21 protein-coding genes are annotated in these 25826 nt (G+C 72.4%); 9 read left to right on the top strand and 12 right to left on the bottom strand.

Going from position 1 to position 25826, the window contains the following annotated elements:
• The first annotated feature begins 104 nt into the window (after positions 1-104).
• A complete protein-coding gene (locus ABZ370_RS39585; protein ID WP_358631898.1) occupies positions 105-1736 on the top strand; it encodes an MDR family MFS transporter in 1632 nt (543 codons plus the stop codon).
• A 102-nt stretch (positions 1737-1838) separates the two neighbouring features.
• Here the strand turns inward: ABZ370_RS39585 and cseC are convergent, their stop codons facing one another.
• The 5 genes from cseC to ABZ370_RS39560 all read right to left on the bottom strand — a co-directional run bounded on the left by cseC (position 1839) and on the right by ABZ370_RS39560 (position 6425).
• On the bottom strand, positions 1839-3137 hold the full coding sequence (gene cseC, locus ABZ370_RS39580; RefSeq protein ID WP_358631895.1) for a two-component system sensor histidine kinase CseC: 1299 nt from the start codon (positions 3135-3137) through the stop codon (positions 1839-1841).
• A gap of 9 nt (positions 3138-3146) precedes the next feature.
• Positions 3147-3857, bottom strand: coding sequence for a two-component system response regulator CseB (gene cseB, locus ABZ370_RS39575; protein WP_358631892.1), 711 nt, complete (start codon positions 3855-3857; stop codon positions 3147-3149).
• 9 nt (positions 3858-3866) lie between these two features.
• A complete protein-coding gene (locus ABZ370_RS39570; RefSeq protein ID WP_358631889.1) occupies positions 3867-4637 on the bottom strand; it encodes a hypothetical protein in 771 nt (256 codons plus the stop codon).
• The gene (locus tag ABZ370_RS39565; RefSeq protein ID WP_358631886.1) at positions 4625-5242 is read right to left on the bottom strand and encodes a SigE family RNA polymerase sigma factor; all 618 of its coding nucleotides are present in this window, start codon (positions 5240-5242) and stop codon (positions 4625-4627) included. The genes ABZ370_RS39570 and ABZ370_RS39565 overlap by 13 nt, the downstream gene beginning before the upstream one ends.
• A gap of 262 nt (positions 5243-5504) precedes the next feature.
• Positions 5505-6425 (bottom strand): A/G-specific adenine glycosylase, encoded by a 921-nt coding sequence (locus ABZ370_RS39560; RefSeq protein WP_358631883.1) that lies wholly within the window; start codon positions 6423-6425, stop codon positions 5505-5507.
• A gap of 238 nt (positions 6426-6663) precedes the next feature.
• Between ABZ370_RS39560 and ABZ370_RS39555 the strand changes: the two genes are divergently transcribed.
• Positions 6664-7536, top strand: a complete 873-nt coding sequence (locus tag ABZ370_RS39555; protein WP_358631880.1) for a hypothetical protein — start codon at positions 6664-6666, stop codon at positions 7534-7536.
• Positions 7537-7599: 63 nt separating this feature from the next.
• On the opposite strand, the gene disA is transcribed toward ABZ370_RS39555, so the two are convergent.
• A complete protein-coding gene (gene disA, locus ABZ370_RS39550) occupies positions 7600-8658 on the bottom strand; it encodes a DNA integrity scanning diadenylate cyclase DisA (RefSeq protein ID WP_358631877.1) in 1059 nt (352 codons plus the stop codon).
• Positions 8659-8917: 259 nt separating this feature from the next.
• The gene (radA, locus tag ABZ370_RS39545; protein WP_358631874.1) at positions 8918-10339 is read right to left on the bottom strand and encodes a DNA repair protein RadA; all 1422 of its coding nucleotides are present in this window, start codon (positions 10337-10339) and stop codon (positions 8918-8920) included.
• Between the two features lie 182 nt (positions 10340-10521).
• Between radA and ABZ370_RS39540 the strand changes: the two genes are divergently transcribed.
• Positions 10522-12225, top strand: a complete 1704-nt coding sequence (locus ABZ370_RS39540; protein WP_358631871.1) for a sigma-70 family RNA polymerase sigma factor — start codon at positions 10522-10524, stop codon at positions 12223-12225.
• A 694-nt stretch (positions 12226-12919) separates the two neighbouring features.
• Here ABZ370_RS39540 and ABZ370_RS39535 read toward each other — a convergent pair.
• Complete coding sequence (locus ABZ370_RS39535) at positions 12920-13654, bottom strand: hypothetical protein (RefSeq protein ID WP_358632084.1); 735 nt, start codon at positions 13652-13654, stop codon at positions 12920-12922.
• A gap of 249 nt (positions 13655-13903) precedes the next feature.
• Between ABZ370_RS39535 and ABZ370_RS39530 the strand changes: the two genes are divergently transcribed.
• From ABZ370_RS39530 to ilvD, 4 genes are all read left to right on the top strand, one after another.
• Positions 13904-14833: a Ppx/GppA phosphatase family protein gene (locus ABZ370_RS39530; RefSeq protein ID WP_358631868.1), complete on the top strand. Its 930-nt coding sequence runs from the start codon at positions 13904-13906 to the stop codon at positions 14831-14833.
• 66 nt (positions 14834-14899) lie between these two features.
• A complete protein-coding gene (locus ABZ370_RS39525; protein ID WP_358631865.1) occupies positions 14900-15745 on the top strand; it encodes a sugar phosphate isomerase/epimerase in 846 nt (281 codons plus the stop codon).
• Entirely contained in the window at positions 15742-16380 is a 639-nt protein-coding gene (locus ABZ370_RS39520; protein ID WP_358631862.1) for a TetR family transcriptional regulator, read from the top strand. The genes ABZ370_RS39525 and ABZ370_RS39520 overlap by 4 nt, the downstream gene beginning before the upstream one ends.
• 154 nt (positions 16381-16534) lie before the next feature.
• Positions 16535-18385: a dihydroxy-acid dehydratase gene (ilvD, locus tag ABZ370_RS39515; RefSeq protein ID WP_358631860.1), complete on the top strand. Its 1851-nt coding sequence runs from the start codon at positions 16535-16537 to the stop codon at positions 18383-18385.
• Here the strand turns inward: ilvD and ABZ370_RS39510 are convergent, their stop codons facing one another.
• Positions 18386-20605, bottom strand: a complete 2220-nt coding sequence (locus ABZ370_RS39510; RefSeq protein WP_358631857.1) for a PQQ-binding-like beta-propeller repeat protein — start codon at positions 20603-20605, stop codon at positions 18386-18388.
• Positions 20606-20750: 145 nt separating this feature from the next.
• Here ABZ370_RS39510 and ABZ370_RS39505 point away from each other — a divergent pair, with 145 nt between their 5' ends.
• A complete protein-coding gene (locus tag ABZ370_RS39505) occupies positions 20751-21026 on the top strand; it encodes an SH3 domain-containing protein (protein WP_358631854.1) in 276 nt (91 codons plus the stop codon).
• 70 nt (positions 21027-21096) lie between these two features.
• Here the strand turns inward: ABZ370_RS39505 and ABZ370_RS39500 are convergent, their stop codons facing one another.
• The gene (locus ABZ370_RS39500; protein WP_358631851.1) at positions 21097-22638 is read right to left on the bottom strand and encodes a SulP family inorganic anion transporter; all 1542 of its coding nucleotides are present in this window, start codon (positions 22636-22638) and stop codon (positions 21097-21099) included.
• 201 nt (positions 22639-22839) lie between these two features.
• Entirely contained in the window at positions 22840-23226 is a 387-nt protein-coding gene (locus ABZ370_RS39495; RefSeq protein ID WP_358631849.1) for a hypothetical protein, read from the bottom strand.
• Between the two features lie 299 nt (positions 23227-23525).
• On the opposite strand from ABZ370_RS39495, the gene proC reads away from it, so the two are divergent.
• Positions 23526-24335 (top strand): pyrroline-5-carboxylate reductase, encoded by an 810-nt coding sequence (proC, locus tag ABZ370_RS39490; RefSeq protein WP_358631846.1) that lies wholly within the window; start codon positions 23526-23528, stop codon positions 24333-24335.
• 95 nt (positions 24336-24430) lie between these two features.
• Here the strand turns inward: proC and trpS are convergent, their stop codons facing one another.
• Complete coding sequence (trpS, locus tag ABZ370_RS39485; RefSeq protein ID WP_358631843.1) at positions 24431-25453, bottom strand: tryptophan--tRNA ligase; 1023 nt, start codon at positions 25451-25453, stop codon at positions 24431-24433.
• Positions 25454-25826 lie beyond the last annotated feature (373 nt).

Here is a 25826-nt window from a genome sequence, read left to right as displayed (position 1 = left end):
GCCCGGCTAGTAGACGTCTTACCGTTCCCACTGTACTCAACTAGCCGGGCGGCAAGTAAGTGGCGCGTCACCGGAGCTCGTCGTAACCAGGGGGAGTGGAGATCATGTCCCAGAAGAAATCAGAAGGTGAAGCGCCACCCGCTTCCCTGCCCGCACAGGGCACCGCCCAGACCACCCCGGGCAAGAAGGGCAAGGAGCCGAAGACCCGCAGCACCAGCGTGGTCATCCTTGCCCTCATGATCGCGATGTTGCTCGCGATGCTCGACAATATGATCGTCGGCACCGCGATGCCGACCATCGTCGGTGAGCTGGGCGGGCTCGACCACCTCTCCTGGGTGGTGACCGCGTACACCCTGGCGACCGCCGCCTCGACCCCCATCTGGGGCAAGCTCGGCGACATGTACGGCCGCAAGGGCGTCTTCCTCACCTCCATCGGCCTGTTCCTCGTCGGCTCGGCCCTCTCCGGCATGGCCCAGACGATGGGCGAGCTCATCGGCTTCCGGGCCCTCCAGGGCCTGGGCGCGGGTGGTCTGATGGTCGGCGTCATGGCGATCATCGGCGATCTGGTCCCGCCGCGGGAGCGCGGCCGGTACCAGGGCATCATGGCCGGTGTGATGGCCGTGGCCATGATCGGCGGCCCGCTGGTCGGCGGCACGATCACCGACCACCTCGGCTGGCGCTGGATCTTCTACATCAACATCCCGCTCGGCGCGATCGCCCTGTTCGCGATCAGCGCGGTGCTCCACCTGCCCAAGAAGCGATTCGAGGGACGGATCGACTACACCGGCGCGGCCCTGCTGACCGTGGGCATCACCTCGCTCGTGCTGCTCACCACCTGGGGCGGCAACGAGTACGCCTGGGACTCGGTCGAGATCTTCGGGCTCGGCGCGCTCGGCGTCGTCGCGCTCGCCGCGTTCCTGTACGTCGAGAGGCGGGTCGCCGAACCCGTCCTGCCGCTGCACATCTTCCGGATCGGCAACTTCTCGCTGGTCACCGTCATCGGCTTCCTCACCGGTTTCGTGATGTTCGGCTCGATGACCTTCCTGCCGCTCTTCCAGCAGACCGTCCAGGGCGCCTCGGCCACCAACTCCGGTCTGCTGCTGCTCCCGATGCTGCTGAGCATGATGGCCGTCTCGCTGATCGCGGGCCGGGTCACCACCCAGACCGGCAAGTACAAGATCTTCCCGGTCCTGGGCGGCTTCCTGATCACCGCGGGCATGTTCCTGCTGGCGCAGATGGACACCGAGACCACCCGCACCACCTCCGGCATCTACATGGCGGTGCTCGGCGCGGGCATGGGCTTCCTGATGCAGACGACCATGCTGATCGCGCAGAACAGCGTCGAGATGAAGGACATGGGCGTCGGCAGCTCCTCCGCCACCCTCTTCCGCACCCTGGGCGGCTCCTTCGGCGTCGCGATCCTCGGCGCCCTGTTCACCCGGCAGGTGAACGACACCATGGCCGAGCGGGGCGGCGGAAAGGCCGCGGCGGCCACTTCCGGCAGCGCCCAGCTCGACCCGGACAGCATCCACAAGCTGCCCCCGCCGATCAAGGACGCCTACCTCCACGCCGTGGCCAGCGGCGCGCACCAGGTGTTCCTGTGGGGCGCCGTGATCAGCGTCGTCGGCTTCATCGCGGCCTGGTTCATCAAGGAGGTCCCGCTGCGCACCGGCGCCGCCAAGACCGCCGACGATGACTCCCGGGCCGATGTGACGCCGATCGCCGAACCCGTCTGACGCGTACGAGCCCCGTAGCGCCCCGAGCCGCCCGTCCCTCCTCGAGGGGCGGGCGGCTCGCGTGCGCAGCAGGTATCAGCCCGTCTCAGTCCGGCGTACGTCTCAGTCCGGGACGTCGATGACGGGGAAGCTGCCGGTGTTGGTGGGCGCCGACTCCGGCAGCCAGAGCACCGCCACCGCGCCGTCCTCGCCCTCCGCCGCCGGGTCCGCGTTACGGAACGTCAGCCGCGCGCCGAGCACCCGGGCCTGGCCCGCGGCGATGGTCAGGCCCAGACCGTGGCCCTTGCCCGCCCGGTCCTTGGCTCCGGTGCGGAACCGGCTCGGCCCGTCCTTCAGCAGCGCCTCCGGGAAGCCGGGCCCGTGGTCGCGGACCCGCAGCACCCGCCCCTCCACGGTGATCTCGAACGGCGGCTTGCCGTGCCGGGCGGCGTTGGCCAGCAGATTGCCGAGGATGCGCTCCAGCCGCCGCGGATCGGTGGAGACGTGGGCGTCACGGTCCACCGTGACCACGGCGTCCGGCGCCACCACGCGCACCCGGCGGGTGATGAACTCGGCGAGGTCGATCTCCTGGAGCTCGGCCCGCTCGGCGAAGCCGTCCAGCCGGGCCACCTCCAGGACGTCCTCCACCAGCGTGCGCATCGCCTGCGCCCGGTCCCGTACCAGCTCGGTGGGGCGGCCCGGGGGCAGCAGCTCGGCGGCGGTGAGCAGCCCGGTGACCGGGGTGCGCAGCTCGTGCGCGATATCGGCGGTGACCCGGCGCTCGGCCTCCAGCCGCTCCTGGAGCGCCTCGGCCATGCCGTCGACGGCACGCGCCAGGTCGTCGGTCTCGTCGCGCACCCGGCCGCCGATGGCGTCCCGTACCCGCACCTCGGAGTCGCCCTCGGCGAGTTTGCGGGCCGCGGTGGCGGCCTTGCGCAGCCGCCGCGAGAGCTGGTCGCCTATGAGCACGCCGAGCGCGATCCCGCCCAGCACCACGGAGACCGAGCCGAGGATCAGCACCCGGTCCAGGTCGTCCAGGACGGCGAAGCGGTCCTGGAAGCGGGTGTGGACGGAGAGCACCTTGCCGTCGCGCAGCGGCACCGACGCCCACACCTCGGGGCTGCCGGTGCCGGAGTCCTCCAGATAGGTGGCGCGCTGCCCGCGCGCCGCGAACTTCCGCAGGTCCTCGGGGAGCACCGGATCGTCCAGCTTGGCGCCGAAGCCCAGCACCCGGGACTCCTCGTACCACTTCTGGGCGACCTTGACCCGCTCGTCCATCACCGTGCGGCTGTTGTCGAGCATCGAGACCCGGGCCGCGTTGTGGACGACGAGGCTCAGCGCGACGGCGACCAGCGCGCTCACCGCGGCGATGGCCAGGCTGACCTTCCAGCGCAGTCCGGAGCGGAGCGCGAGTCTCACCATGGTCCCGCTTCAGCCCCTGAGCTTGTAGCCGAAGCCGCGGACCGTCTCGATGCGGTCCTGGCCTATCTTGCCGCGCAGCCGCTGCACGTGGACGTCGACGACCCGGGTGTCCCCGCCCCAGCCGTACTCCCACACCCGCTCCAGCAGCCGGTCGCGGGAGAGCACGGTACCGGGCGCGGTCGAGAACTCCAGCAGCAGCCGCATCTCGGTCGGCGTCAGCGCGACCTGCTCACCGCCCTTGCGGACCTCCATGCCCTCCGGGTCCACCTCCAGGTCGCCGAAGCGCAGCACCCCGCCCTCGGGCTCCTCGGGGCCGGTCTGCTCACCGCCGCGTCCGCCGGGGCCGCTGGCGTGGCCGAAGCGGCGCAGCACGGCCCGGATGCGGGCGACGAGCACGGCGCCGTCGAAGGGTTTGGTGACGTAGTCGTCGGCCCCGGCCTCCAGGCCCAGCACCACGTCGATCGAGTCGGCGCGGGCCGACAGCATGATCACGGGCACGGTGGACTCGTCGCGGATGCGGCGGCACAGGCTGACCCCGTCCAGGCCCGGCACCATCACGTCGAGCAGGGCGATATCGGGCCGGTCGGCGCGGAAGCACTCCAGCCCCGTCAGCCCGTCGGGCGCGGCGGTCACCAGGAACCCGTCGCGCTCCAGGGCGAGCTGGGTGGCCTCGCGGATGACGTCGTCGTCCTCGACGAAGAGCACATGGGTTTCGGCCACAGCCTTGGTTCAGCCTTCCGTTCCGTCGTCCCCGCCGCTTACCTTCGCGGCGGTGCTGGGGGCGGGCTCCTCCGTGGGGCTGCTCTTGCTGTAGTCGGTGTGCTTGTGCCGGACCACGGTGAACGCCTGCCTGCTCGCCGCCCAACGGTAGGTGATCACATCTTCGCGCGAGGGGCAGCAGACGGTGTCCCCCGAGGCGTAGCTGAGCTTGGTGACGCTCAGATCGCCCTTGACGACGTCGGCGTAGACCGGCGGCTGCTCGTCCGTGAAGACGTTCTCGTACCGCTGTCCCACCTTGCGGTACACATACGAGCCGATACCGAAGCCGTCGTCGCAGCTCGTGACGTTGATGACGAGATCGGAAGTGTCGGGTCCGGTCAGTTTCCCCCGGGACACCTCCACCGGGTAGCCCTTGACCGGCTGCGCCTTCGCCGACTTGCCCGTGCACGGCTGGAGGTGCGACTTCAGGTCCTGGCCGACCTTCGGGTCCTCTTTGATCAGCCGCACCGCGTCGGCCTTCTGCACCGCAGGCGGCTTGGTCGTCGAGCCGCTCGCGTACGAGCCTTTGTCCTGAGAGGAGGGCGGTGAGGTCCACTGGGTGCGCGCCGGGCCCTCCGTCCGCACGCCCTGGCTGCCGGAGCCGCATCCGGCCAGCATCCAGCCCCCGGCGGCCGCGAGGCCGACGACCGCGCCGCCGGTGATCATGGCAGTCCTGCCGGTCCTGCTGGTCCCGCTGGTCTTGCCGGTCCTGCTGGGAGAGGCCTTGATCAGGCCGCGCACCGTTCCTGCCCCCGCTCCTGGCGGTCACGCCGGACCTGGTTCCGGACCCGGAGCGGCTTCGCGGCGGCGGGCTCGCCCACCGGTTCGCGGCCGAGCGCGCGGGCATCCAGCTCGCGGTTCTCCAGCTCCTGCCGCAGCCGGGCGAGCGCCCGGTGCAGCGTGCTCTTGACCGTGCCGGTCGACATACCGAGCGCCTCCGCCGTCTCCTCCGTCGTCATCTGCTCCCAGTGTCGCAGCACGACGACACTGCGCTGCTTGGGAGCCAGCACCCCGAGGATGTCCATCAGCAGGGCCCGGTCGGCGTGCTGCTCGGTGCCGTCCTCGACGGCGGCCTCCGGCAGCTGCTCGGTGGGCACCTCGTCCAGCTTGCGGGCGCGCCACCACTCGGTACGGGTGTTGATCATGACGCGGCGGAGATAGGCGTCGGCGAGCGACTTGTCGGCTATCCCGTCCCAGCGGCCGTAGGTGCGCACGAGCGCGGTCTGGAGAAGGTCCTGTGCCTCGATCGGGTCCGGAACCAGTCGGCGGGCGCTGCGCAGAAGCGCGTCCTGCCGGTTGCGCACGTACTCCTCGAAGTCCAGAACCTTGCCGCTGCTGCCGGTCATCGCAGCCTCCATCCCGCTGTCTTCCCCACGTTGGATGCCGGTCGTTCGCCCGGCACGGGAAGGACGCTACGGAGGCGCTGTTGCGGCGCCATGTGCGTCAGCACCCCGGGAAACGCACAGCTGTCCATAGGTTGTGTAACAGCGGAACCCGGTTCGACGGTGTGTCAGAACCGGGTCCTGGAAGTGTCACAGCCCTGTCACAGACTGCCTGATGAGGCCGTGAAACGGGGATGTGGCAAGGGCTTTCGGGTCAGGTCGGCGGTCAGGTCAGCGGCAGCCGGTAGAGGCCTCCCGTGAGCGGTTCGACGAGACCGTCGGAGACCAGCCCGTCGAGCGCCCGGGCCCGCTGCACCGGCTCGTTCCACACCCTGTCCAGCGACGCCTGCGGAACCGGCGCGATCGCCTCCCGCAGCACCGCCAGCAGCTTGCCGCGCACCTGACGGTCCGTCCCGGCGTAGGTCTGGGCGCGCCGCGGCGGGCCTGCGTGCTCCGGCGAACCGGCCCCGCGCCAGGCGCAGGACGCCGCGATGGGGCAGCGCGCGCACTCGGGGGTGCGGGCCGTGCAGACCAGCGCGCCCAGCTCCATCGTGGCCGCCGCCCAGCTCGCCGCCGTCCGCTCGTCGTCCGGCAGCAGGGCGCGGGCGAGCTTGCGCTCGGCGGCGGTGGTGGCGTTCGGCGGGTACTGGGTGCCGCCGACCGCGCGGGCGAACACCCGGCGGACGTTGGTGTCCAGCACCGGGTGGCGCTGTCCGTACGCGAACGAGGCCACGGCCGCCGCCGTGTACTCGCCGACCCCCGGCAGCGCGAGCAGCTGCGCGTGTTCCCGCGGTACGTCACCGCCGTGCCGCTCCCTTATGGCCGCCGCCGCGCCGTGCAGCCGCAGCGCTCGGCGCGGATAGCCGAGCCTGCCCCAGGCGCGCACCGCCTCACCGGGCGGTTCGGCGGCCAGGTCGGCGGGGCGCGGCCAGCGGGCGAGCCACTGCTCGTACACCGGCAGCACGCGGTTCACCGGCGTCTGCTGGAGCATGAACTCGCTCACCATCACGCCCCACGCTCCGGCCTCCGGGCGGCGCCAGGGGAGGTCGCGGGCGTGGGCGTCGAACCAGTCGATGACGGGCCGGTGGAGCTCGGCACCGTCGGGGGTCGGGGTTGCGGCGGCCGGGGCGGCGGAAATGGCAGTCATCACATCCGATCCTGACACGGCGGAACGCCCGATGGGGCCGAGGGCGCGGGCGTTCGGGTCGACACTGGGCAGATATGTGCGAAACGGTGCAATTCCGGTGTGCTTGTGCGAGGGGTGACCGGGTGCCCCCCGCCCTGTTGTCGCCCAGGTGGCCGATCCGGTCGGATGATGAGAAAAGTAGGGAGTCCAGCGGCGGTTATTGGCTGGTGTAGGGGCCGATCTCCCATAGAGTTTCCGCGTGGGATCTCTGCGCAATCCGATCGGGCCGCTTCCCTCCTCCATCTACTGGCGGCGGAGGGCTGTTGGGCTGGCCCTGCTCGCCCTCATCGGGCTGCTCGTCATCTGGGCCTTCGGCTGGGGTGGTTCGGGCGGCGGCGGAAGCGACGAGGGCAAGGGGCCGGGCGGCGGCCCCGCACGCACGATCACCCCGGGGCCGACCACCTCCGGGCCGGTGAACAGCGAACGCCCCGGCGGGCGCGACGAGTCGGACACCGGCGGTGCGGGGCCCGGTGCGAGTTCCGGCTCCGGCTCCGGTTCGGGCTCCGGCTCCGGCTCCGGTGACACCGGCGGCGACGGCGGCACGGGCGCCGACGGCGGCGGCTCGGGCGATACGGGCGGCACCGGGGCCTCCGGCGGCACCGGCGACGGACTCGGCGACGGGGACGGTCAGGGGCTGCCGGTCGGGTCGAGCCTGCCGGAGTGCAAGCGCGGCGACATCGAGCTGACGGTGCGCAGCGTCAAGGACGCGAAGGTGAAGAACTCCTACGAGCCGGATGAGAAGCCGACGTTCGAAATCACCGTGAAGAACTCCTCGAACAGCTCCTGCGCGGTGGACTTCGGCCGGGCAGCCGCCTCGCTGACCATCACGGACGCCGACAACGAGCACATCTGGGCCTCGGACGACTGCCCCGAGGGCACCGCCACCGCCCTGATCGAGGTGCCCGCCTCCGGTGAGACCAAGCGCACCGTGGACTGGGACCGCGAGCGCACCGCCGCCCACTGCGCGACGCCGAAGGGCGGCAAGACCGCGGGCCCCGGCACCTACCTGGTCGAGGCGAAGCTGGACGGCCTGGGCGCGGCCAAGGTGTCGTTCGTCCTCGCCAAGGACTGACGACGGCAAAAGAACGAGCCACAGCCGGATGGGCTGTGGCTCGTCGCTGTTTCCGGGGCGGGCCTAGACGTACCGCTCCAGGATCGACGACTCCGCCAGCCGCGACAGGCCCTCGCGGACCGAGCGGGCCCGCGCCTCGCCCACGCCGTCGACCATCTGCAGGTCGTCCACGCTCGCGGCCAGCAGCTTCTGCAGCCCGCCGAAGTGCTCCACCAGCCGCTCGATGATCGTCCCCGGCAGCCTCGGCACCTTGGCCAGCAGCCGGAAGCCGCGCGGGGAGACCGCCGAGTCCAGGGTCTCGGGGGAGCCCGTGTAGCCCAGGGCGCGGGCCACGACGGGGAGTTCGAGCAGCTCGGTGTGGGTGAGCTTGTCCAGCTCGGCCAGCGCGTCGGCGACGGTGCGGGTGCGCTTGGCGGTCGGCTCGGGCACGTAGTCCCGTACGACCAGCTCCCGCTCCGGCTCGACGCCCGCGATCAGCTCGTCCAGCTGGAGCGAGAGCAGACGGCCGTCCGTGCCCAGCTCCACCACGTACTCGGCGATCTCGGTGGCGATGCGCCGCACCATCTCCAGCCGCTGCGCGACCGCGCTGACGTCCCGGACGGTGACCAGGTCCTCGATCTCCAGCGCGGAGAGGGTGCCCGCGACCTCGTCCAGCCGGAGCTTGTACCGCTCCAGGGTGGCCAGCGCCTGGTTGGCGCGGGAGAGGATGGCCGCGGAGTCCTCCAGGACCCGCCGCAGCCCGTCCACGTACAGCGCGATCAGCCGCATGGACTGGCTGACGGACACGACCGGGAACCCGGTCTGGATGGAGACGCGCTGCGCGGTGCGGTGCCGGGTGCCGGTCTCCTCGGTGGCGATCGCCGCGTCCGGGACCAGCTGTACCCCCGCCCGCACGATCTTGCTGATGTCCTTGTCGAGTACCAGCGCCCCGTCCAGCTTGCACAGTTCGCGCAGCCGGGTGGCGGTGAACTCGACGTCGATGATGAAGCCGCCGGTACACAGCGACTCGACGGTCTTGTCGGTGCCGAGCACGATGAGCCCGCCCGTGTTTCCACGGAGGATGCGCTCAAGGCCGTCACGCAGGGCGGTGCCCGGCGCGACGGCGCTCAGAGTGGCACGCATCAGACTGTCGGCTTTGCCGGGATTCGATGCCCGGTCGCCTGCTGCCACTGCACTCCTCCGTCACAAGGTCTGAATCGGTGCCGCGAGTCGCCCTCCCGCGCCGCTGACGAGGTCACGTACGGGCGAGACCAGGGCAAAGTCTACCGGCGGTCCCCGGGCTCCCGTGGGGTCTCCCGGCGTACGCCCCCGGGCGGGGGGCGGAGCGCGGCTTCCCCCACGGCCCGGACCGCCCCGCTCACCACCGCGTTCGCCCCCTGGCTCACCCCTGGTCGGGGGCGTCCGCGCGGGTCCGGTCCGCGCGCTCGCGCCGGGGCAGTACGCGCAGCGCGTCCCCTATGTCCGCCACCTCCAGCACCCGCATACCGTCGGGGACACGGCCCGGATCGGAGGGCACCAGGGCGTGGGTGAAGCCCAGCCGGGCGGCCTCGGACAGCCGCCGCTGCACCCCCGTGACCCGCCTGACCTCGCCCGCGAGCCCCACCTCGCCGATCGCCACCAGGTTCTTGGGCAGCGGGGTGTCGCTCGCGGCGCTCGCCAGCGCGAGCGCCACCGCGAGGTCCGCCGCGGGCTCCGACAGTTTCACCCCGCCCACCGTGGCGCTGTAGATGTCGCGCTTGCCGAGCGCGCTGATCCGGCCGCGCTGCTCCAGGACGGCCAGCATCATCGACACCCGGGAGGTCTCCAGGCCGGAGGTGGTGCGGCGGGGGGAGGGGATCTGCGAGTCGACGGTGAGCGCCTGCACCTCGGCCACCAGCGGCCGGCGGCCCTCCAGGGTGACGGTCAGACAGGTGCCCGGCACCGGCTCGGCGCGCCGGGTGAGGAACAGCCCGGACGGGTCGGCGAGGCCGGTGATGCCCTCGTCGTGCAGCTCGAAGCAGCCGACCTCGTCGGTCGCCCCGTAACGGTTCTTGACGCCGCGGACCAGTCGCAGCCGGGCGTGCCGGTCGCCCTCGAAGTGCAGCACCACGTCGACCAGGTGCTCCAGCAGCCGGGGGCCCGCGATCGCGCCGTCCTTCGTCACATGGCCGACCAGCAGCGTGGACATGCCGCGCTCCTTGGACGCCCGGATCAGCGCCCCCGCCACCTCGCGCACCTGGGCCATGCCGCCGGGCGCGCCGTCGAGCTCGGGCGAGGCGACGGTCTGGACGGAGTCCAGGATCAGCAGCGACGGCTTGACCGAGTCGAGATGGCCGAGCACGGCGGACAGATCGGTCTCGGCCGCGAGATAGAGGTGCTCGCTCAGCGCCCCGATGCGGTCGGCGCGCAGCCGGACCTGACTGGCCGACTCCTCAGCGGTCACATACAGCGTCCGGTGGTCCTCGGAGGCCGCCTTGGCCGCGACGTCCAGCAGCAGCGTCGACTTGCCGACGCCCGGCTCCCCGGCCAGCAGTGCCACGGCGCCGGGGACCAGACCGCCGCCCAGCACCCGGTCCAGCTCGGCCACGCCCGTCGAGCGGGCGGTGGCCTGGCGGCCGTCGACCTGGCTGATGGGCACGGCGGCCGAGGTGACCCGGCCGGGCGCGGTGGTCCGCACGGCGGGCGCGCCGTGCTCCTCGACCGTGCCCCACGCCTGGCATTCCGGGCAGCGGCCGAGCCACTTGGCGGTGGTCCAGCCGCACTCGGTGCAGCGGTAGGAGGGCCGGTCCTTGGCGGATGAACGGGAGGAGCTACGGGCAGCCATGGCGACAACGCTAACGTCGGCCGCCGACAGCGGGGCGCCCAGGCTGCTTGTGGGCTCATAGCAGTTCCGGCTCCCGGGAGTGGGACACCTGTCCCCTTATGAGGGAGATGGTCACCCGTAAGGGTTAAAAGTGCCCAAGTAAGGCGAGCAAGTCTGCTTCATCCGCCTACGGTCGCCGGGTGATGAGCAGCAGGTCCGAGCACTCGACACACGCCACCGGCGCACACCGGGCGCAGCGCCGCGCGCCCCGCGTCGCCACCACGCGCCCCCAGCGGCCTCCCGCGCGCTACGAGCCGTATCTGGACGGTCTGTTCACCTACTGCCTGTCGGTCCTGTGCGAGCACGACGCCGCGGCCGTCACGCTCGGCGATGTGCTGGCCGTCGCCGAGCGGCGGCGCGGCCGAGGGCGCGGGCGCGCGGAGGCCGAGGAGGAGCCGAGCCGCCCGTGGCTCTACGCGGTCGCCCGCTGGGCCTGTTTGCGCAAGCTCGCCGAACTGCGGGAGCGGCGTGAACCGCGTGAATCGCGGGAGCCGACCGGCGGGCGGGGCGGCTCGGACACCGCGCTGCCCGAGCCCGTCGCCGACCGGCGCCGCCGCGAACTCGCCGCGCTCGCCTGGCCCGAGGCCGCCGGGACCACCGCCGCCCAGCGCGAGGCGCTCGAACTCCACGTCCGCCACCAGCTCACCGCCGCCGAGGTCGCCGCCGCGCTCGGCAAGGAGCCCGACGAGACCCGCGCCCTGCTCTCCAGCGCCGCCTGCGAGGTCGAGCGGACCCGCGCCGCGCTCGCCGTCGTGGAGCTGGGCCACTGCCCCGTCGTCGCCCGGCTCGCGGGCGACACCCGGGTGCTGCTCTCCGCCGCGCTCCGCCGTGAGCTGGTGCGCCATGTCGACGACTGCCGCGAATGCCGCCGGATGGCCGAGCGGGCCACGGCGGACGGCCCCTGGCCCGGCACCGCCGCCGCGCCCGCCGCGCTGCCGGTGGTGGAGGCGCCGCGCTCCGCCGTGCACGCCGCGATGCTGTGCGCCCTGAGCGCCCGCCCCGCGCGCGCCGCGGCCGGTCCGCGCTTCGACCGGCGCGGCTTCCCGCTCGACCCCCAGGACCGGGCCGCCCGCCGCCGCAGGCTGCGCAGCCGCGCCCTGACCACGACCGTGGTCGCCACGGTCGTGGCCGCCCCGGTGCTCGCCCTCTGGGCCGCCTACCGGGGCGCGCCGCTCGCCGGTGACGAGCACGACACGGACTCGGTGGCCGCCGCCGCGGACGGCGCGGACGAGGCCCCGGCCGGTGAGCAGGATCGGTCCGCCGGGCGTGCGTACGAGCAGGCGGGCAGCGCGCAGGACCGTTCCGGCGCGGCCCGGCTGCGGAGCCGGGCCGGTGCGTCGGGGCCCGAGGTTTCGGTCGAGGTGATCGGCGCGGACGGCCGTCCGGAGCGTCACGCCAAGGGCGGCGGGCCCTCCCGGGGGGCTTCCCGCCCCGACGGCGGCGGCCGCCACGGCGGCTCCGCCCCCTCCCGCCCCGCCCCCGGGCCCGGGCGGCTCACGGTGGAGGCCCAGCCGAGCGGCGATGTGACGGTCATCACCCTGTCCGCCTCGGGCGGCGCCCCGGTCCGCTGGTCGGCCTCGGCGTCGGGCGGCGCGTCCTGGCTCCAGCTGAGCCGCACCGCCGGTGAGCTGCGGCCCGGCCAGACGGCGACGATCACGGTGTCGGTGGACCGCGACCGCGAGCCGCCGGGCCGGTGGCGGGCCCGGGTGACGGTGGCGCCGTCGGGCGCGATGGTGGTGATCGAGGGCCGGGGCACCACCCCCACCCCGACCCCCACCACATCCCCCGCCCCCACCCACCCCCCCTCCACCCCACCCCCCTCGGACGCCCCCGCGCCCAAGAACTAGCGCCCCCAGCAACGCACCACCCCGAAACCAGGGGCCGCGCCCCGGACCCCGGGGCGGGCTCCAGGGCGTGCGGAGCCGCGCCAGGCACGGGGCTCCGGGGCGGAGCCCCGAAAGCGCGGGGTCCAGGGGGCGCAGCCCCCTGGTTACGGGAAGGGGCGGGTAGGGGAAAGGCCACCCCTCAGCCCACCACGACGCCGGACCCGCCAGGCCCGAAGCCCGGGTGCCGGAGCGCAGCCCCCTGGTTTCGGGAGGGGCGGGGGTGCGGCCCGCCCTCGGCCCGCCGGGGCATCGGACCCGCCGCTCACCGAAGCCCGGAGCCCCGGAAAGAGCGGGGGCCCGGAGGCGCAGCTCCCTGGTTACGGGAAGGGTCCGCCCCCAGCCCGCCATGGCGCCGGGCCCGAAGTCCGGGCGCCGGGGGCAGCCTCCCGGTTTCGGGAGGGGCCGGGGGTGCGGCCCGCCCTCGGCCCGTCGCGGCGCCGGGCCCGCCGTTCACCGAAGCCCGGGGCTCCGGGGCGGAGCCCCGAAAGCGACGGGGGTCCGGGGGCGCAGCCCCTGGTTACGGGAAGGGGCGGGTAGGGGAAAGGTCCGCTCTCGGCCCGCCGCGGCGCCGGGCCCGGCAGGCCTGCGGCCCGGGTTCCGGGGCGGAGCCCCGGAGGGAGCGGAGGGCCGGGGGCTCAGCCCCCGGTTTCGGGCGTCAGCCCGTCGGGTCCGCCGGGTGGGGCGCCACCAGCGGCAGCGACGCCGCAAGCCGCGCCTCGCACAGCTCGGCCAGCCGGTCATACCCGGCCTTGCCCATCAGCTCCGTCAGCTCCGGCCGGTACGACACGTACACCGGATCACCGGCACCGTGCGCCGACACCGCCGACGTGCACCACCAGTGCAGGTCGTGCCCGCCCGGGCCCCACCCCCGGCGGTCGTACTCGCCGATCGTGACCTGCAGTACCCGCGTGTCGTCCGGGCGGTCGATCCACTCGAACGACCGCCGCACCGGCAGCTGCCAGCAGACGTCCGGCTTGGTCTCCAGCGGTTCGCGCCCCTCCCGCAGCGCCAGGATGTGCAGCGCACAGCCCGCGCCGCCCGCGAAGCCGGGCCGGTTCTGGAAGATGCACGAGCCCTCGTGGCGGCGCGTCTGACGGTCGCCGTCCTCGTCCTCCTGCGTCCAGCCCCGGGCGCGTCCCTCGTCGTGGAACTGCCACAGCTCCGGGGTCAGCCGGGCCATATGGCGGCCGACCCGCTCCTCGTCCTCCTCGTCCGAGAAGTGCGCGCCCAGCGTGCAGCAGCCGTCGCTCGCGCGCCCCGCCTGGATGCCCTGGCAGCCCTGGCCGAAAACGCAGCTCCAGCGCGAGGTGAGCCAGGTCAGATCGCAGCGGAAGACCTGCTCCTCGTCGGCGGGGTCGGGGAATTCGACCCAGGCGCGGGCGAAGTCCAGGCCGACCTCGTCCGCCGACGGGACCGGCTCCCCGGCCCGCTGCTCCCCGTCCCGCTTCCGCTCCGGCTTTGGGTCTTTGTCCTGCTTCGCCTTTTTCGTCTTTGCCACGGGGCAAGGGTATGCCCCCGCCGTGAACGCACCGGGGACGGGGACCGCACGCGGGACCGGGAAGCGACCGGGAAGGGACCAGGAAGCGATCGGGAGGGATCGCGTGCATGACCACTTCAGGCGCACAGTAGCGTTCTGGCCATGAGACTCGGTGTCCTCGACGTGGGTTCGAATACGGTCCATCTGCTGGTGGTGGACGCACACCAGGGTGCCCGCCCGCTGCCTGCCCACTCCCACAAGGCGGAACTGCGGCTGGCCGAACTCCTCGACGGCGACGGGGCCATCGGCTCCGAAGGCGTCGACCGGCTGATCGCGGTGGTCAAGGAGGCGCTGGAGGCGGCCGAGGACAAGGGCGTCGAGGAGGTGCTGCCGTTCGCGACCTCCGCGGTCCGGGAGGCCGCCAACGCGGACGCCGTCCTCGCCCGCGTCGCCGAGGAGACCGGCGTACGGCTGCGCGTGCTCAGCGGCGAGGACGAGGCCCGGCTCACCTTCCTGGCCGCCCGCCGCTGGTGCGGCTGGTCGTCGGGGCGGCTGCTGCTCCTGGACATCGGCGGCGGCTCGCTGGAGATCGCGTACGGGCTCGACGAGGAGCCCGACGCGGCCGTCTCGCTGCCGCTGGGCGCCGGCAGGCTGACCGCGGGCTGGCTGCCCGGTGACCCGCCCGACCCGGCGGACGTCCGCGCCCTGCGGCGGCATGTGCGCACCGAGATCGCCCGCGTCGTCGGCGACTTCAGCCGTCACAGCACCCCGGACCAGGTGGCCGCCACCTCGAAGACCTTCAGGCAGCTGGCCCGGATCGCGGGCGCGGCGCGCTCCGCCGAGGGCCCGTACGTGGTGCGCAGGCTCACCCGCAAGTCGCTGGAGGAGTGGGTGCCCCGGCTGACCGCCATGCCCACCGCCGAGCGCGGCGGGCTCCCCGGGGTGTCCGAGGGGCGCGCCCCACAGCTGCTGGCCGGGGCGCTCGTCGCCGAGGCCGCCATGGATCTGTTCGAGGTCGACGTGCTGGAGATCTGCCCGTGGGCGCTGCGCGAGGGGGTCATTCTGCGCCGCCTGGACCACCTGCCCACCTGACGCCCGCATGACGTGATCGGCAGTCGCGGTTTAGTCGCACAGAGCAGCGGCCGTACGCTGTCCCTCGTGACAGAGCCAGTGGTGCGCATCCCGGATGCGAAGGTCGCCCTGTCCACCGCCTCGGTCTATCCGGAGTCGACGGCGACGGCCTTCGAGATCGCCGCGCGGCTGGGCTACGACGGCGTCGAGGTCATGGTGTGGACCGATCCGGTCAGCCAGGACATCGAGTCGCTGCGCCGCCTCTCGGATTATCACGGGGTGCCGATTCTCGCCGTGCACGCGCCATGTCTGCTGATCACCCAGCGGGTGTGGTCCACCGACCCATGGGTCAAGCTGCAGCGGGCCAGGACGGCGGCCGAGCGGCTGGGCGCGTCCACCGTCGTCGTCCACCCGCCGTTCCGATGGCAGCGCAGTTACGCCCGCGAGTTCGTACGCGGAATCTGGCGGATGGCGGACGAGACCGATGTGCGGTTCGCGGTGGAGAACATGTTCCCGTGGCGGTACCGCGACCGGGAGATGCTCGCGTACGCGCCGGACTGGGACGTCACCAAGGACGACTACCGGCACTTCACGATCGACCTCTCGCACACCGCGACCTCCCGGACGGACGCCCTGGACATGGTGGACCGGATGGGCGACCGGCTCGCCCATCTCCACCTCGCCGACGGCCAGGGCTCCAACAAGGACGAGCACCTGGTGCCCGGGCGCGGCTCCCAGCCCTGCGCCGAACTGCTGGAACGTCTCGCCACCACCGGCTTCGACGGCCACGTGGTGGTCGAGGTGAACACCCGGCGGGCCATGTCCCAGGCCGAGCGCGAGGCCGATCTCGCCGAGGCGCTGGCCTTCACCCGGCTCCATCTGGCCTCCCCGACCCCGGCCTCCCGGGCGGGCAGGGCGGTGCGCCGGAAGTGACCCCCGCCACACCCGAGCCGCCCGCCGCGGGGCCCCGCCGCGGCCGCGGCCGCCCCGCCCGCGGCTCCGCGGCCGACGGCCCCGGGGCCCGCGACCGCATCCTGGCCGCGGCGCGCAACCAGTTCGCCGAGCGCGGCTACGACAAGGCCTCGATCCGCGGCATCGCCAAGGCCGCCGAGGTGGACCCGGCGCTGGTCCACCACTACTTCGGCACCAAGGAACAGGTCTTCGGCTCGGCGATCGAGCTGATCCTCGCGCCCGCCATGGGCGCCCCGGACGCGGTGCACGGCGGCAGCCGCGAGGGCGCGGGCGAGCGGATGGCCCGCTACTTCTTCGCCACCTGGGAGAACCCGGTCTCCCGGCTGCCCCTGCTGGCGGTGATGCGCTCCGCGCTCACCAACGAGGCGGCCGCCGCCGTCCTGCGCGGGCTGATCGAGCGGCGGCTGCTGATGCGGATGGCGCGCGACCTGGACGTGCCGGACCCGAAGTTCCGGGCCCAGCTCGCGGCCGCCCAGATCATCGGCGTCGCGATGCTGCGGTACGTGATCAAGATGGAGCCGGTGGCCTCGGCGAGCGTGGACGAGATCGTCGCCATGGTGGGCCCGACGCTCCAGCGGTATCTGACCGAGAGCTGACCCGCGGTCCCGTAGCCGTTCCGCACTGTGAGCTACCCGTCTCTCGATCCGGACACCGCATCGGGATTTGCGCCCCACAGGCGTAGAGTCGGAAGACTCCGAACCGATACGCAGGTCCGTTTCACCGGACGCACTTATGAGGGAGCCGAGCACCGTGCCCGAGCTGAGGTCTCGCACCGTCACCCACGGCCGAAACATGGCGGGCGCGCGCGCCCTTATGCAGGCTTCCGGCGTAGCGCGCGAGGACTTCGGCAAGCCGATCGTCGCCGTGGCCAACAGCTTCACCGAGTTCGTGCCCGGCCACACCCACCTCCAGCCGGTCGGCCGGATCGTCAGCGAGGCGGTCCACGCGGCGGGCGGCATCCCGCGCGAGTTCAACACCATCGCCGTCGACGACGGCATCGCGATGGGCCACGGCGGGATGCTCTACAGCCTCCCCTCCCGCGACCTGATCGCCGACTCCGTCGAGTACATGGTCGAGGCGCACTGCGCGGACGCGCTGATCTGCATCTCCAACTGCGACAAGATCACGCCCGGGATGCTGATGGCCGCGATGCGGCTCAACATCCCGACCGTCTTCGTCTCCGGCGGCCCCATGGAGTCCGGCCGCGCGACCCTCGTCGACGGCACGGTCCGCAAGCTCGACCTGATCACCGCGATCTCCGAGGCCGTCAACGACCAGGTCTCGGACGAGGACATCGCCCTCATCGAGGACAACGCCTGTCCGACCTGCGGCTCCTGCTCCGGCATGTTCACCGCCAACTCGATGAACTGCCTCACCGAGGCGATGGGTCTCGCCCTGCCGGGCAACGGCTCGGTGCTGGCCACCCACACCGCCCGCAAGGAGCTGTACGAGACGGCCGGGCGCACGGTCGTGGAGATCACCAAGCGCCACTACGAGCAGGACGACCAGACCGTCCTGCCGCGCAACGTCGGCTCCCGCGCCGCCTTCGAGAACGCCATGGCCCTCGACATCGCCATGGGCGGCTCCACCAACACGATCCTCCACCTGCTGGCCGCCGCCCAGGAGGCCGGTCTCGACTTCGACATGAAGGCCATCGACGGCATCTCCCGCCGACTGCCCTGCCTGTCCAAGGTCGCGCCCAACATCGCCCCCGGCGGCGTCTACTACATGGAGGACGTCCACCGGGCCGGCGGCATCCCCGCCATCCTCGGCGAGCTGTACCGCGGTGGCCTCCTCAACGAGGACGTGCACTCCGTGCACGCCGATTCGCTCGCCGACTGGCTCAAGCAGTGGGACATCCGCGGCGGTTCACCCTCCGCCGAGGCCGTCGAAATGTTCCACGCCGCCCCCGGCTGCGTCCGCTCCGCGACCGCGTTCTCCCAGTCCGAGCGCTGGGACACCCTCGACACGGACGCCGAAGGCGGCTGCATCCGCGACCTCGCACACGCCTACTCCACCGAGGGCGGCCTCGCCGTCCTCTACGGCAACCTCGCCGAGAACGGCTGCGTCGTGAAGACCGCGGGCGTCGACGAGTCGATCTGGACCTTCGAAGGCCCGGCCGTCGTCTGCGAATCGCAGGAGGAGGCCGTCGACCGGATTCTGAACAAGCAGGTCAAGGAGGGCGACGTCGTCGTCATCCGCTACGAGGGCCCCAAGGGCGGCCCCGGCATGCAGGAAATGCTCTACCCCACCTCCTTCCTCAAGGGCCGGGGCCTGGGCAAGGCCTGCGCGCTGATCACCGACGGCCGCTTCTCCGGCGGCACCTCGGGCCTGTCCATCGGCCACGCCTCCCCCGAGGCGGCCTCCGGCGGCACCATCGCCCTGGTCGAGGACGGCGACCGCATCCGCATCGACATCCCGGCCCGCACGATGGAACTCCTCGTCCCCGACGAGAAGCTGGCCGCCCGCCGCGAGGCCCTCGGCGGCGTCTACGCCCCGAAGAACCGAGAGCGCAAGGTCTCCACCGCCCTGCGCGCCTACGCGGCCATGGCCACCAGCGCCGACCAGGGCGCCGTGCGGGACATCAGCCAGCTGGGCTGATCACCACCGCGCCGGGTCCCGGGCGTCCACGGCGAACACCGTGCCGTCCGGGGCCGTGGCGAAGACCTTGCCCGCCGCCGCCACCGGCGCGGGCATCAGGGCCAGAAAGCCCTGGTCGCCGGAGCGGTCCGCGCGGGGGCGGGTCTGGCCGAGCAGCCGGGCGCGCCGCGTGTCCACGGCCAGCAGGCGGCCGTCCGCCGACGAGAAGTACAGCCGCTCACCCGAGGCCACCAGCGCCGAGGCGTTGGCCACCGAGGTCTCCATCCGCCACCGCTGGGCCCCGCGCGCGGTGTCGACGGCCACCAATCCGCCGTCCTCGCCCAGCAGATACACCCGGTCGCCCTGAACGGCGGCGCTGCTCGGCGACACCGGCGTGGTCAGCTCGGACCGCCGCGCCGCCCGCCGCGCCGGGTCGTACGCGACGACGGCGACGGTACGGGTCCGGTTGTCCGCCTCGGTCAGGTGGAGGACGCCGCCCGGGCCCGCCCCGACGGGGGTGAGGGTGCCGGAGAGCGAGCGGTGCCAGCGCGTCGTACCGCGCACCGTGTCGATCGCCGTGACCAGGGTGTGCCGACCGTCCGGGGCGGTGGTGAGGGCGTACGCGGTGCGGCCGTCGCCGTACGAGAAGAAGCTCGGCTCCGCGTGCCCGGTCAGCGCATGGCTCCAACGCTCCCGGTTCGTCGCCCCGTTCACCGCCGTGACGGTGCCGTCCGCCGCGACCAGCAGCACCGTGCCGCCCGCGGAGTAGACCCGGCCGCCGTACGCGGACACCTCGCGGCTCCAGCGGACCCGGTGCGTACGCGGGTCCAGCGCCTCCAGCCGCGTCCCGTCCGGGGACATCACCCGCACCAGCCCGCCCGCCGGAACCGGCGCGGCGGTGGCGGTCCCGGTGGTCCCGGTGGTCCCGCCGGGGCGGCTCGCGGCGGCGGGACGCGACCACACCACCCGGCCGTCGGCGGGATCGATCCGGGCGGCCTGGACGCCGCGCGCCGCGCAGTACAGCGCGCCGTCCCCGTACGAACACGACGCGGGCCGCGCCCCGTTGGACGTCACCTGCGGCGCGTCGCCGCGCAGCTCCCGCTGCCACGGCCGCCAGGCGGTGGCGGTCGCGGCGCTGTTCTGCTGGTGCCGCTCCGCGGCGGACTCCCGCTCGTTCAGCTGACGCAGCCCCACGACCGTGCCCGCACCCAGCAGGACCACCGCGGCGAGCGCTGCCGGAACCCACCGCCGCCCCCGCGACGCGACCGGAACGACCGGCTCGGACGCCACCTCAGACTCGGACGCCACGGCAGGCTCAGGCGCCATGACAGGCTCAGACGCCACGTCCGGCTCCGCCACCCGCTGCGCCGGGAGAACCACCGGGGCGGGCCCCCGCATCTCCGGCGGCTGGGGCCCGCGGACCGCCCGCAACACGGTCATCAGGGCATCCGGCGTGGGCCGTTCCGCCGGGTTCTTGGCCAGACAGCGCTCGATCAGCGGCAGCAGTTCGCCCGGAACCCCCGACAGATCCGCCTCGTCGTGCACCACCTGGTACGCCACGATGTACGGGCTCTCGGACTCGAACGGCCCCCGCCCCGTCGCCGCGTGCACCAGCAGCGACCCCAGCGCGAACACATCCGCCGCCGGACCCACCGCCCGCGGCCGCTGGAACTGCTCGGGCGCCATGAACGGCGGCGTACCGATCAACTTGCCCGTCTCGGTGCGCAGTTCACTGTCGGACGGCCGGGAGATCCCGAAGTCGATGACCTTCGGCCCGTCCGCCGCGAGCAGCACATTGCTCGGCTTCAGATCGCGGTGGACGACCCCCACCCGATGGATGTCACGCAGCGCCTCGGCGAGCCCGGCCGCCAGCGCCCCCACCTCGTCCGGCTTCAACGAGCCGTTCCGCTTGACGTGTTCGGCAAGGGTCGGGCCGGGGATGTAGGTGGTGGCCATCCAGGGCCTCGGCGCCTCCGGGTCGGCGTCCACGACGGGCGCCGTGAACGCCCCGCTGACCCGCCGCGCGGCCGCCACCTCCTGCCGGAACCGCGCCCTGAACTCGGGGTCTTCGGCGAACTCGGCATGCACGACCTTCACCGCGAGCCGTCGCCCGGACGCCGAGCGGGCGAGGTGGACCACACCCATGCCACCCGAGCCCAGGCGTGCCTCAAGCCGGTACTGCCCGGCGTACTCCGGGTCTTCCGCTTCTGGCCCCGTCCCGGCTCCGCGCACCGGCGGCATGCCCCCACCCCCGTGTTTTCGGACCGCTGAGCGACTCGGCGAGCCTAGTCGATGATGCGTACGAATCTTGTTAACCTCCGCATGTCGTGTCACTTAATCCGACATGTGCACTACGTCGGAACGAAGTTCAACGGGGGAGGGCCACATGGCCATCGAAGACACCGTCGCGCAAGCGGTCACCTATCCGACCGCGCCGGGCTACCAGGTGAACGTCCGCAGCGGTCCCGGCACCGGCTACGCGCTGGTCAAGAAGCTGCCGGAGAACACCCGCGTGCCGATCCGCTGCCAGACGCACGGTCAGCGGGTCTCCGGTCCGTACGGCTCGACGGACATCTGGGACTGCGTCGCGCCCGGGCAGTACGTCTCCGACGCGTACGTGAAGACGGGCAGCGACGGCTTCGTCACCGTCTCCTGCGGCTGACCGCGAAAAGCCCCGGGCCCCCGGCGCGGGATGCGCCGAGGGCCCGGGGCTGGGCTGTGCGGGTCAGTCGTTACGCCAGTACTTTGGCGTCTGCTTCAGCGCCCTCTTCGGCGTCCTGATGGTGGACCACCGCGTTGTGCCGCTCGGTCCAGGTGGCCAGCGCCATCTCGCAGGCGTGGTCGACGTGGCGCAGGCCCCTCAGGTCCAGCTCCACGACCCGCTCGCGGGGCAGCGCCTCCAGCGAGTCCAGCAGCTTGGGCAGCCGGAGGAAGGTCGCGTTGCCGAGCACCCGCACCTTGACGGGCTCGTCCTCGTCGGCGCTGTCGCGGCCCGTGACGTCGATGTGGACGTGCGAGGTCTCCCAGGCGGTCTTGATGACCGACAGCAGCAGACCGATGATGACGCCCTCGAACATGTCGGTGGTGACGATGGCCCCGGCGGTCACGATCAGGATGATCGCCTCGCCCCGGCGCTCCCGCCACAGCGGCAGCAGGTCCTTGGTCGGGATCAGCTTCCAGCCCGCGTGCACCAGCACACCGGCGAGCGTCGCGATCGGGATGACGCCCAGCGCGGAGGGGAAGAGGACCGCGAAGACCAGCAGCCACACACCGTGCAGGATGCGCGAGAGCTTCGTCTTGGCACCGGCGAACACGTTGGCCGAGCTGCGCACGATCACCGCGGTCATCGGCAGTGCGCCGAGCGCACCGCACACCGCGTTACCGGCGCCCTGCGCCATCAGTTCCTTGTCGTACTCGGTGCGCGGACCGTCGTGCAGCCGGTCCACGGCCGCCGCGCTGAACAGGCTCTCCGCCGAGGCGATCAGCGTGAACGCGAGAATGGTCCCGATCACGCCCACTTCGGCCAGCTGGGTGACCTCGTTGAGGCCGGGGGGCTGGATGGCCTCCAGCAGACCCTTGACCTCGACCCGGGCGACCGGCAGATCGAAGCTCACCGTCGCGATCGTCGCGAGCGCGACCGCGGCCAGCGGAGCGGGCAGGATCTTGACGCCCTGCCGGAAGCGCGGCCAGAGGACCAGGACCAGGATGGTTCCGACGCCGATGGCCACGGCCGTGAGCGCGTCGCTCGACCCGGCCACGTCGCCGATCAGCTCCGGAATACCGAAGATCTTGTCGAGCCCGCTGCTCGGGGCCTTCGCGTCGGCGAGCGCGTAGAGCTGCCCGGCGATCAGTACGAGGCCGATACCGGCCAGCATGCCCTGCACCACGGCGAGCGAGATCGCCCGGAACCAGCGGCCGAACCCCAGGGCGCCCATGGCCAGCTGGAGCAGTCCGGAGATGAGGACGAGTACGCCCAGCGCCGCGACGCCGTACTCCTGCACCGCCTCGTACACGAGCACGGTCAGACCGGCGGCGGGACCCGAGACCTGCAGGCTGCTGCCCGGCAGGAAGCCGGTGACCAGACCGCCGACGATGCCGGTGATCAGGCCCAGCTCGGCCGGGACGCCGGAGGCGACGGCCACACCCACGCACAGGGGCACGGCCACCAGGAAGACGACGAGAGAAGCGGTGAAGTCGGCGCGGAATGTCCCGGCGCCGGAGGAAGAGCCTGCGGCGCCGCCGGCGCCGCGGAAACGGTTGAGTAGAGAGTTCATGAGGGTTGCCTCCAGTGCGCCCCGTCACCGGCTCTGGGCAGGCGGGGGCACGGCATAGCACTTCGTCAGTGGGATCGATGGAATCGGTCGCTGGCGGTGTAGCTCACTTGCTCACAAGAAGAGTGAGAAAGCGTGAAATGTGGCGCGCGAGGGCGCACAGAATGAGCCGTCATCAGCCGTCGGCATATGACGGCGCAACCCTCAGCAGCGGAAGATCTGGAGAACGACGGGCAACTCGCCCGATCTCGAAACCGGGACGGCCTGCCGTCCCGTGAGAGATGTGGTGATCGCGGTGCGCGGCATCCGCACACCGGCGTCGCATCCGCACACACATCCGTATTTGCCGCTCGGAGTGGGCGCGGTCAGCGGTGCTCGTCCGCCGCGGAGCCCCTTGCAGTCCTCCACCCCGTCGTCATGATGGGCGGAGAGCGCCTTGATAATCGGCTTGGGGTCGGCGGACGCCGTCGAGGAGATCGATTCGGGATGAATGACCTGCGCGGACGCGCAGTCGGCGGCGATGAAGAGGGCGAGCAGTACGGATACCACGGCTAGCAGCCCACGGGCGGTATGCCGGACCGTCCTCACCATCGCCTCCCTCCATCTACGTATCGACACTCAACTCCATTGTGTCCAGAAGCCCGTGACCATTTGCAAGTCGATATGTAACCAACTTGTGAATAGGGAGGCGTCGAACAGGACGGATTCCTTCCGGTCGCCCCGGCGGACGCCCGCGCTCGCAAGCGATCGGGTCACGCCGGGCGCCCCGGGAAGGTCGTGGAAAATATTATTCATCGAACAATGAATAAGGCGCGGGCGTGTCGGCCGGTCCCCGGTGCGAGGATGAGACCTGTCCATCCATCGCAGCAACGCACGAGGTGAGCCGCACTATGACGGAGACGGTCGCCGTACTCGGCACGGGAAAGATCGGCGAGGCCCTGCTCAGCGGAATGATCCGCGGTGGCTGGAAAGCGACCGATCTGCTGGTCACCGCCCGCCGCCCGGAGCGCGCCCAGGAGCTGCGGTCCCGCTACGGCGTCGAGTCCGTCACCAACGCCGAGGCCGCCAAGGCCGCGGACACCCTCATCCTCACCGTCAAGCCGCAGGACATGAGCTCGCTGCTGGACGAGCTGGCCCCGCATGTGCCCGCCGACCGGCTGGTGATCTCCGGCGCCGCGGGCATCCCCACCTCCTTCTTCGAGGCGCGCCTGGCCGTCGGCACCCCTGTGGTGCGCGTCATGACCAACACACCCGCCCTCGTCGACGAGGCCATGTCCGTCATCTCGGCGGGCAGCCACGCCAAGGAGGAGCACCTCGCCCACGCCGAGGCGATCTTCGGCGGCGTCGGCAAGACGCTCCGCGTCCCGGAGAGCCAGCAGGACGCCGCGACCGCCCTCTCCGGCTCCGGTCCCGCGTACTTCTACTTTCTCGTCGAGGCCATGACGGACGCCGGAATCCTGCTCGGGCTGCCCCGCGACAAGGCCCACGACCTGATCGTCCAGGCCGCGATCGGCGCCGCGACGATGCTGCGCGACAGCGGCCAGCACCCGGTCTCGCTGCGCGAGGCCGTGACCTCCCCCGCGGGCACCACCATCAGCGCCATCCGCGAACTGGAGAGCCACGGCGTACGCGCCGCCCTGATCGCCGCCCTGGAGGCGGCCCGCGACCGCAGCCGCGAACTCGCCTCCGGCAACGGCTGACCCCGCCCGGGCCCCGGGACCGAGCCGGGGCCCGCATGGCCGCATGGCCGCGTGCCCGAAGGCTCAACGGCCCGCAGGTTCAACGGCCCGATGCCTCAGGCTGACGACGGCAGCAGCCCCACCGCCGCGTAGGCGGCGTCGACCCGAGGCCGGGCCAGCGCCCGGGCCCGCTCGGCCCCGGCCCGCAGCACCCCGTCCACGTAGGAGGGGTCCGCGCTCAGCTCCGCGTGCCGGGCCCGCATCGGCCGCAGCAGCTCCACCACCGCCTCGGCCACCGCCCCCTTCAGCGCCCCGTACGAGGTGTACTCCTCGGCCAGCACCTCCGGCTTGCCCCCGGTGCACGCCGCGAGCACGTCCAGCAGGTTCGCCACCCCGGGCCGCTCCTCCCGGTCGTACCGGACGTCGCTGCCGCTGTCCGTGACCGCCCGCATGATCTTCTTGCGCACGACGTCCGTCTCGTCCAGCAGATAGACGATGCCCCGGCCCTCGGCGTGCGACTTCCCCATCTTCGACAGCGGGTCCTGCAGATCCATCACCCGCGCCGCCACCGGCGGGGGCGTCGCCCGCGGCACGGTGAAGATCCGTCCGTACCGCTGGTTGAACCGCCGCGCCAGCTCCCGGGTCAGCTCCACGTGCTGCGTCTGGTCGTCACCGACCGGCACCTCGTCCGTCCCGTACGCCAGGATGTCGGCCGCCATCAGTGCCGGATAGGTGAGCAGCGACAGCCGTACGCTCCGGCCCCGCGCCGACTCCCGCGCGACCTTCTCCTTGTACTGGATCATCCGCCGCATCTCACCGTCGGAGGCCGTGCACTCCATCAGATAGGACAGCCGCGCGTGTTCGTCCACATGGCTCTGGACGAACAGGGTGCAGTGCGCCGGGTCCAGCCCGGACGCCAGGAACAGCGTGGCCGCCTGTCGGGACAGCCGTCGCACCCGCGCCGGATCGTGTTCAACGGTCAGCGCGTGCAGATCGACGACGCAGAACAGCGCGTCGGCCCGGTACTGGTCCTCCTCGACCCACCGGCGCAGGGCGCCGAGGTAGTTGCCGAGGGTCAGATGCCCGGTCGGCTTGACCCCGCTGAAGATCCGGGGACGTGCCGTCGTGGTGTGTGCCATGGGTCTGCTCTCTCCCGCTGTCTCGGGACCGCCGGGCCCGACGGCCGGCTCCGCGAGAGGGAGCAGATGCAGAAACGGCCGCCCGGAGAGGCGGCCGTGGAAGTGCATGCGCTGGGCGCGGCCGCCGTCAGGCGGGCCACCACTGTGCGATGTGCGCATGCTTCGTCATGCCCCAGACGGTACGCCTCCCAGGGCGTCCTGGCACCGGTTTGAAGGCCGCCGGGGCGTCGTGTAGTGTTCTTCGAGTTGTCACGGAGCCCGCAGGGAAACGGGACAGCCACTCACGCCGCACCGGCGGCAAACCACTCAGCACGACCCCCAATCGGGAACGACTTCGGCATGCCGAAATCTGGAACGAAAAGCTCGATTATGA

This window comes from Streptomyces sp. NPDC005962, assembly GCF_040629205.1.
In the GTDB taxonomy this organism is placed as follows: domain Bacteria; phylum Actinomycetota; class Actinomycetes; order Streptomycetales; family Streptomycetaceae; genus Streptomyces.
The sequence above is the reverse complement of the archived record's forward strand: the minus strand, read 5'-3'. Positions and strand labels throughout refer to the sequence as shown.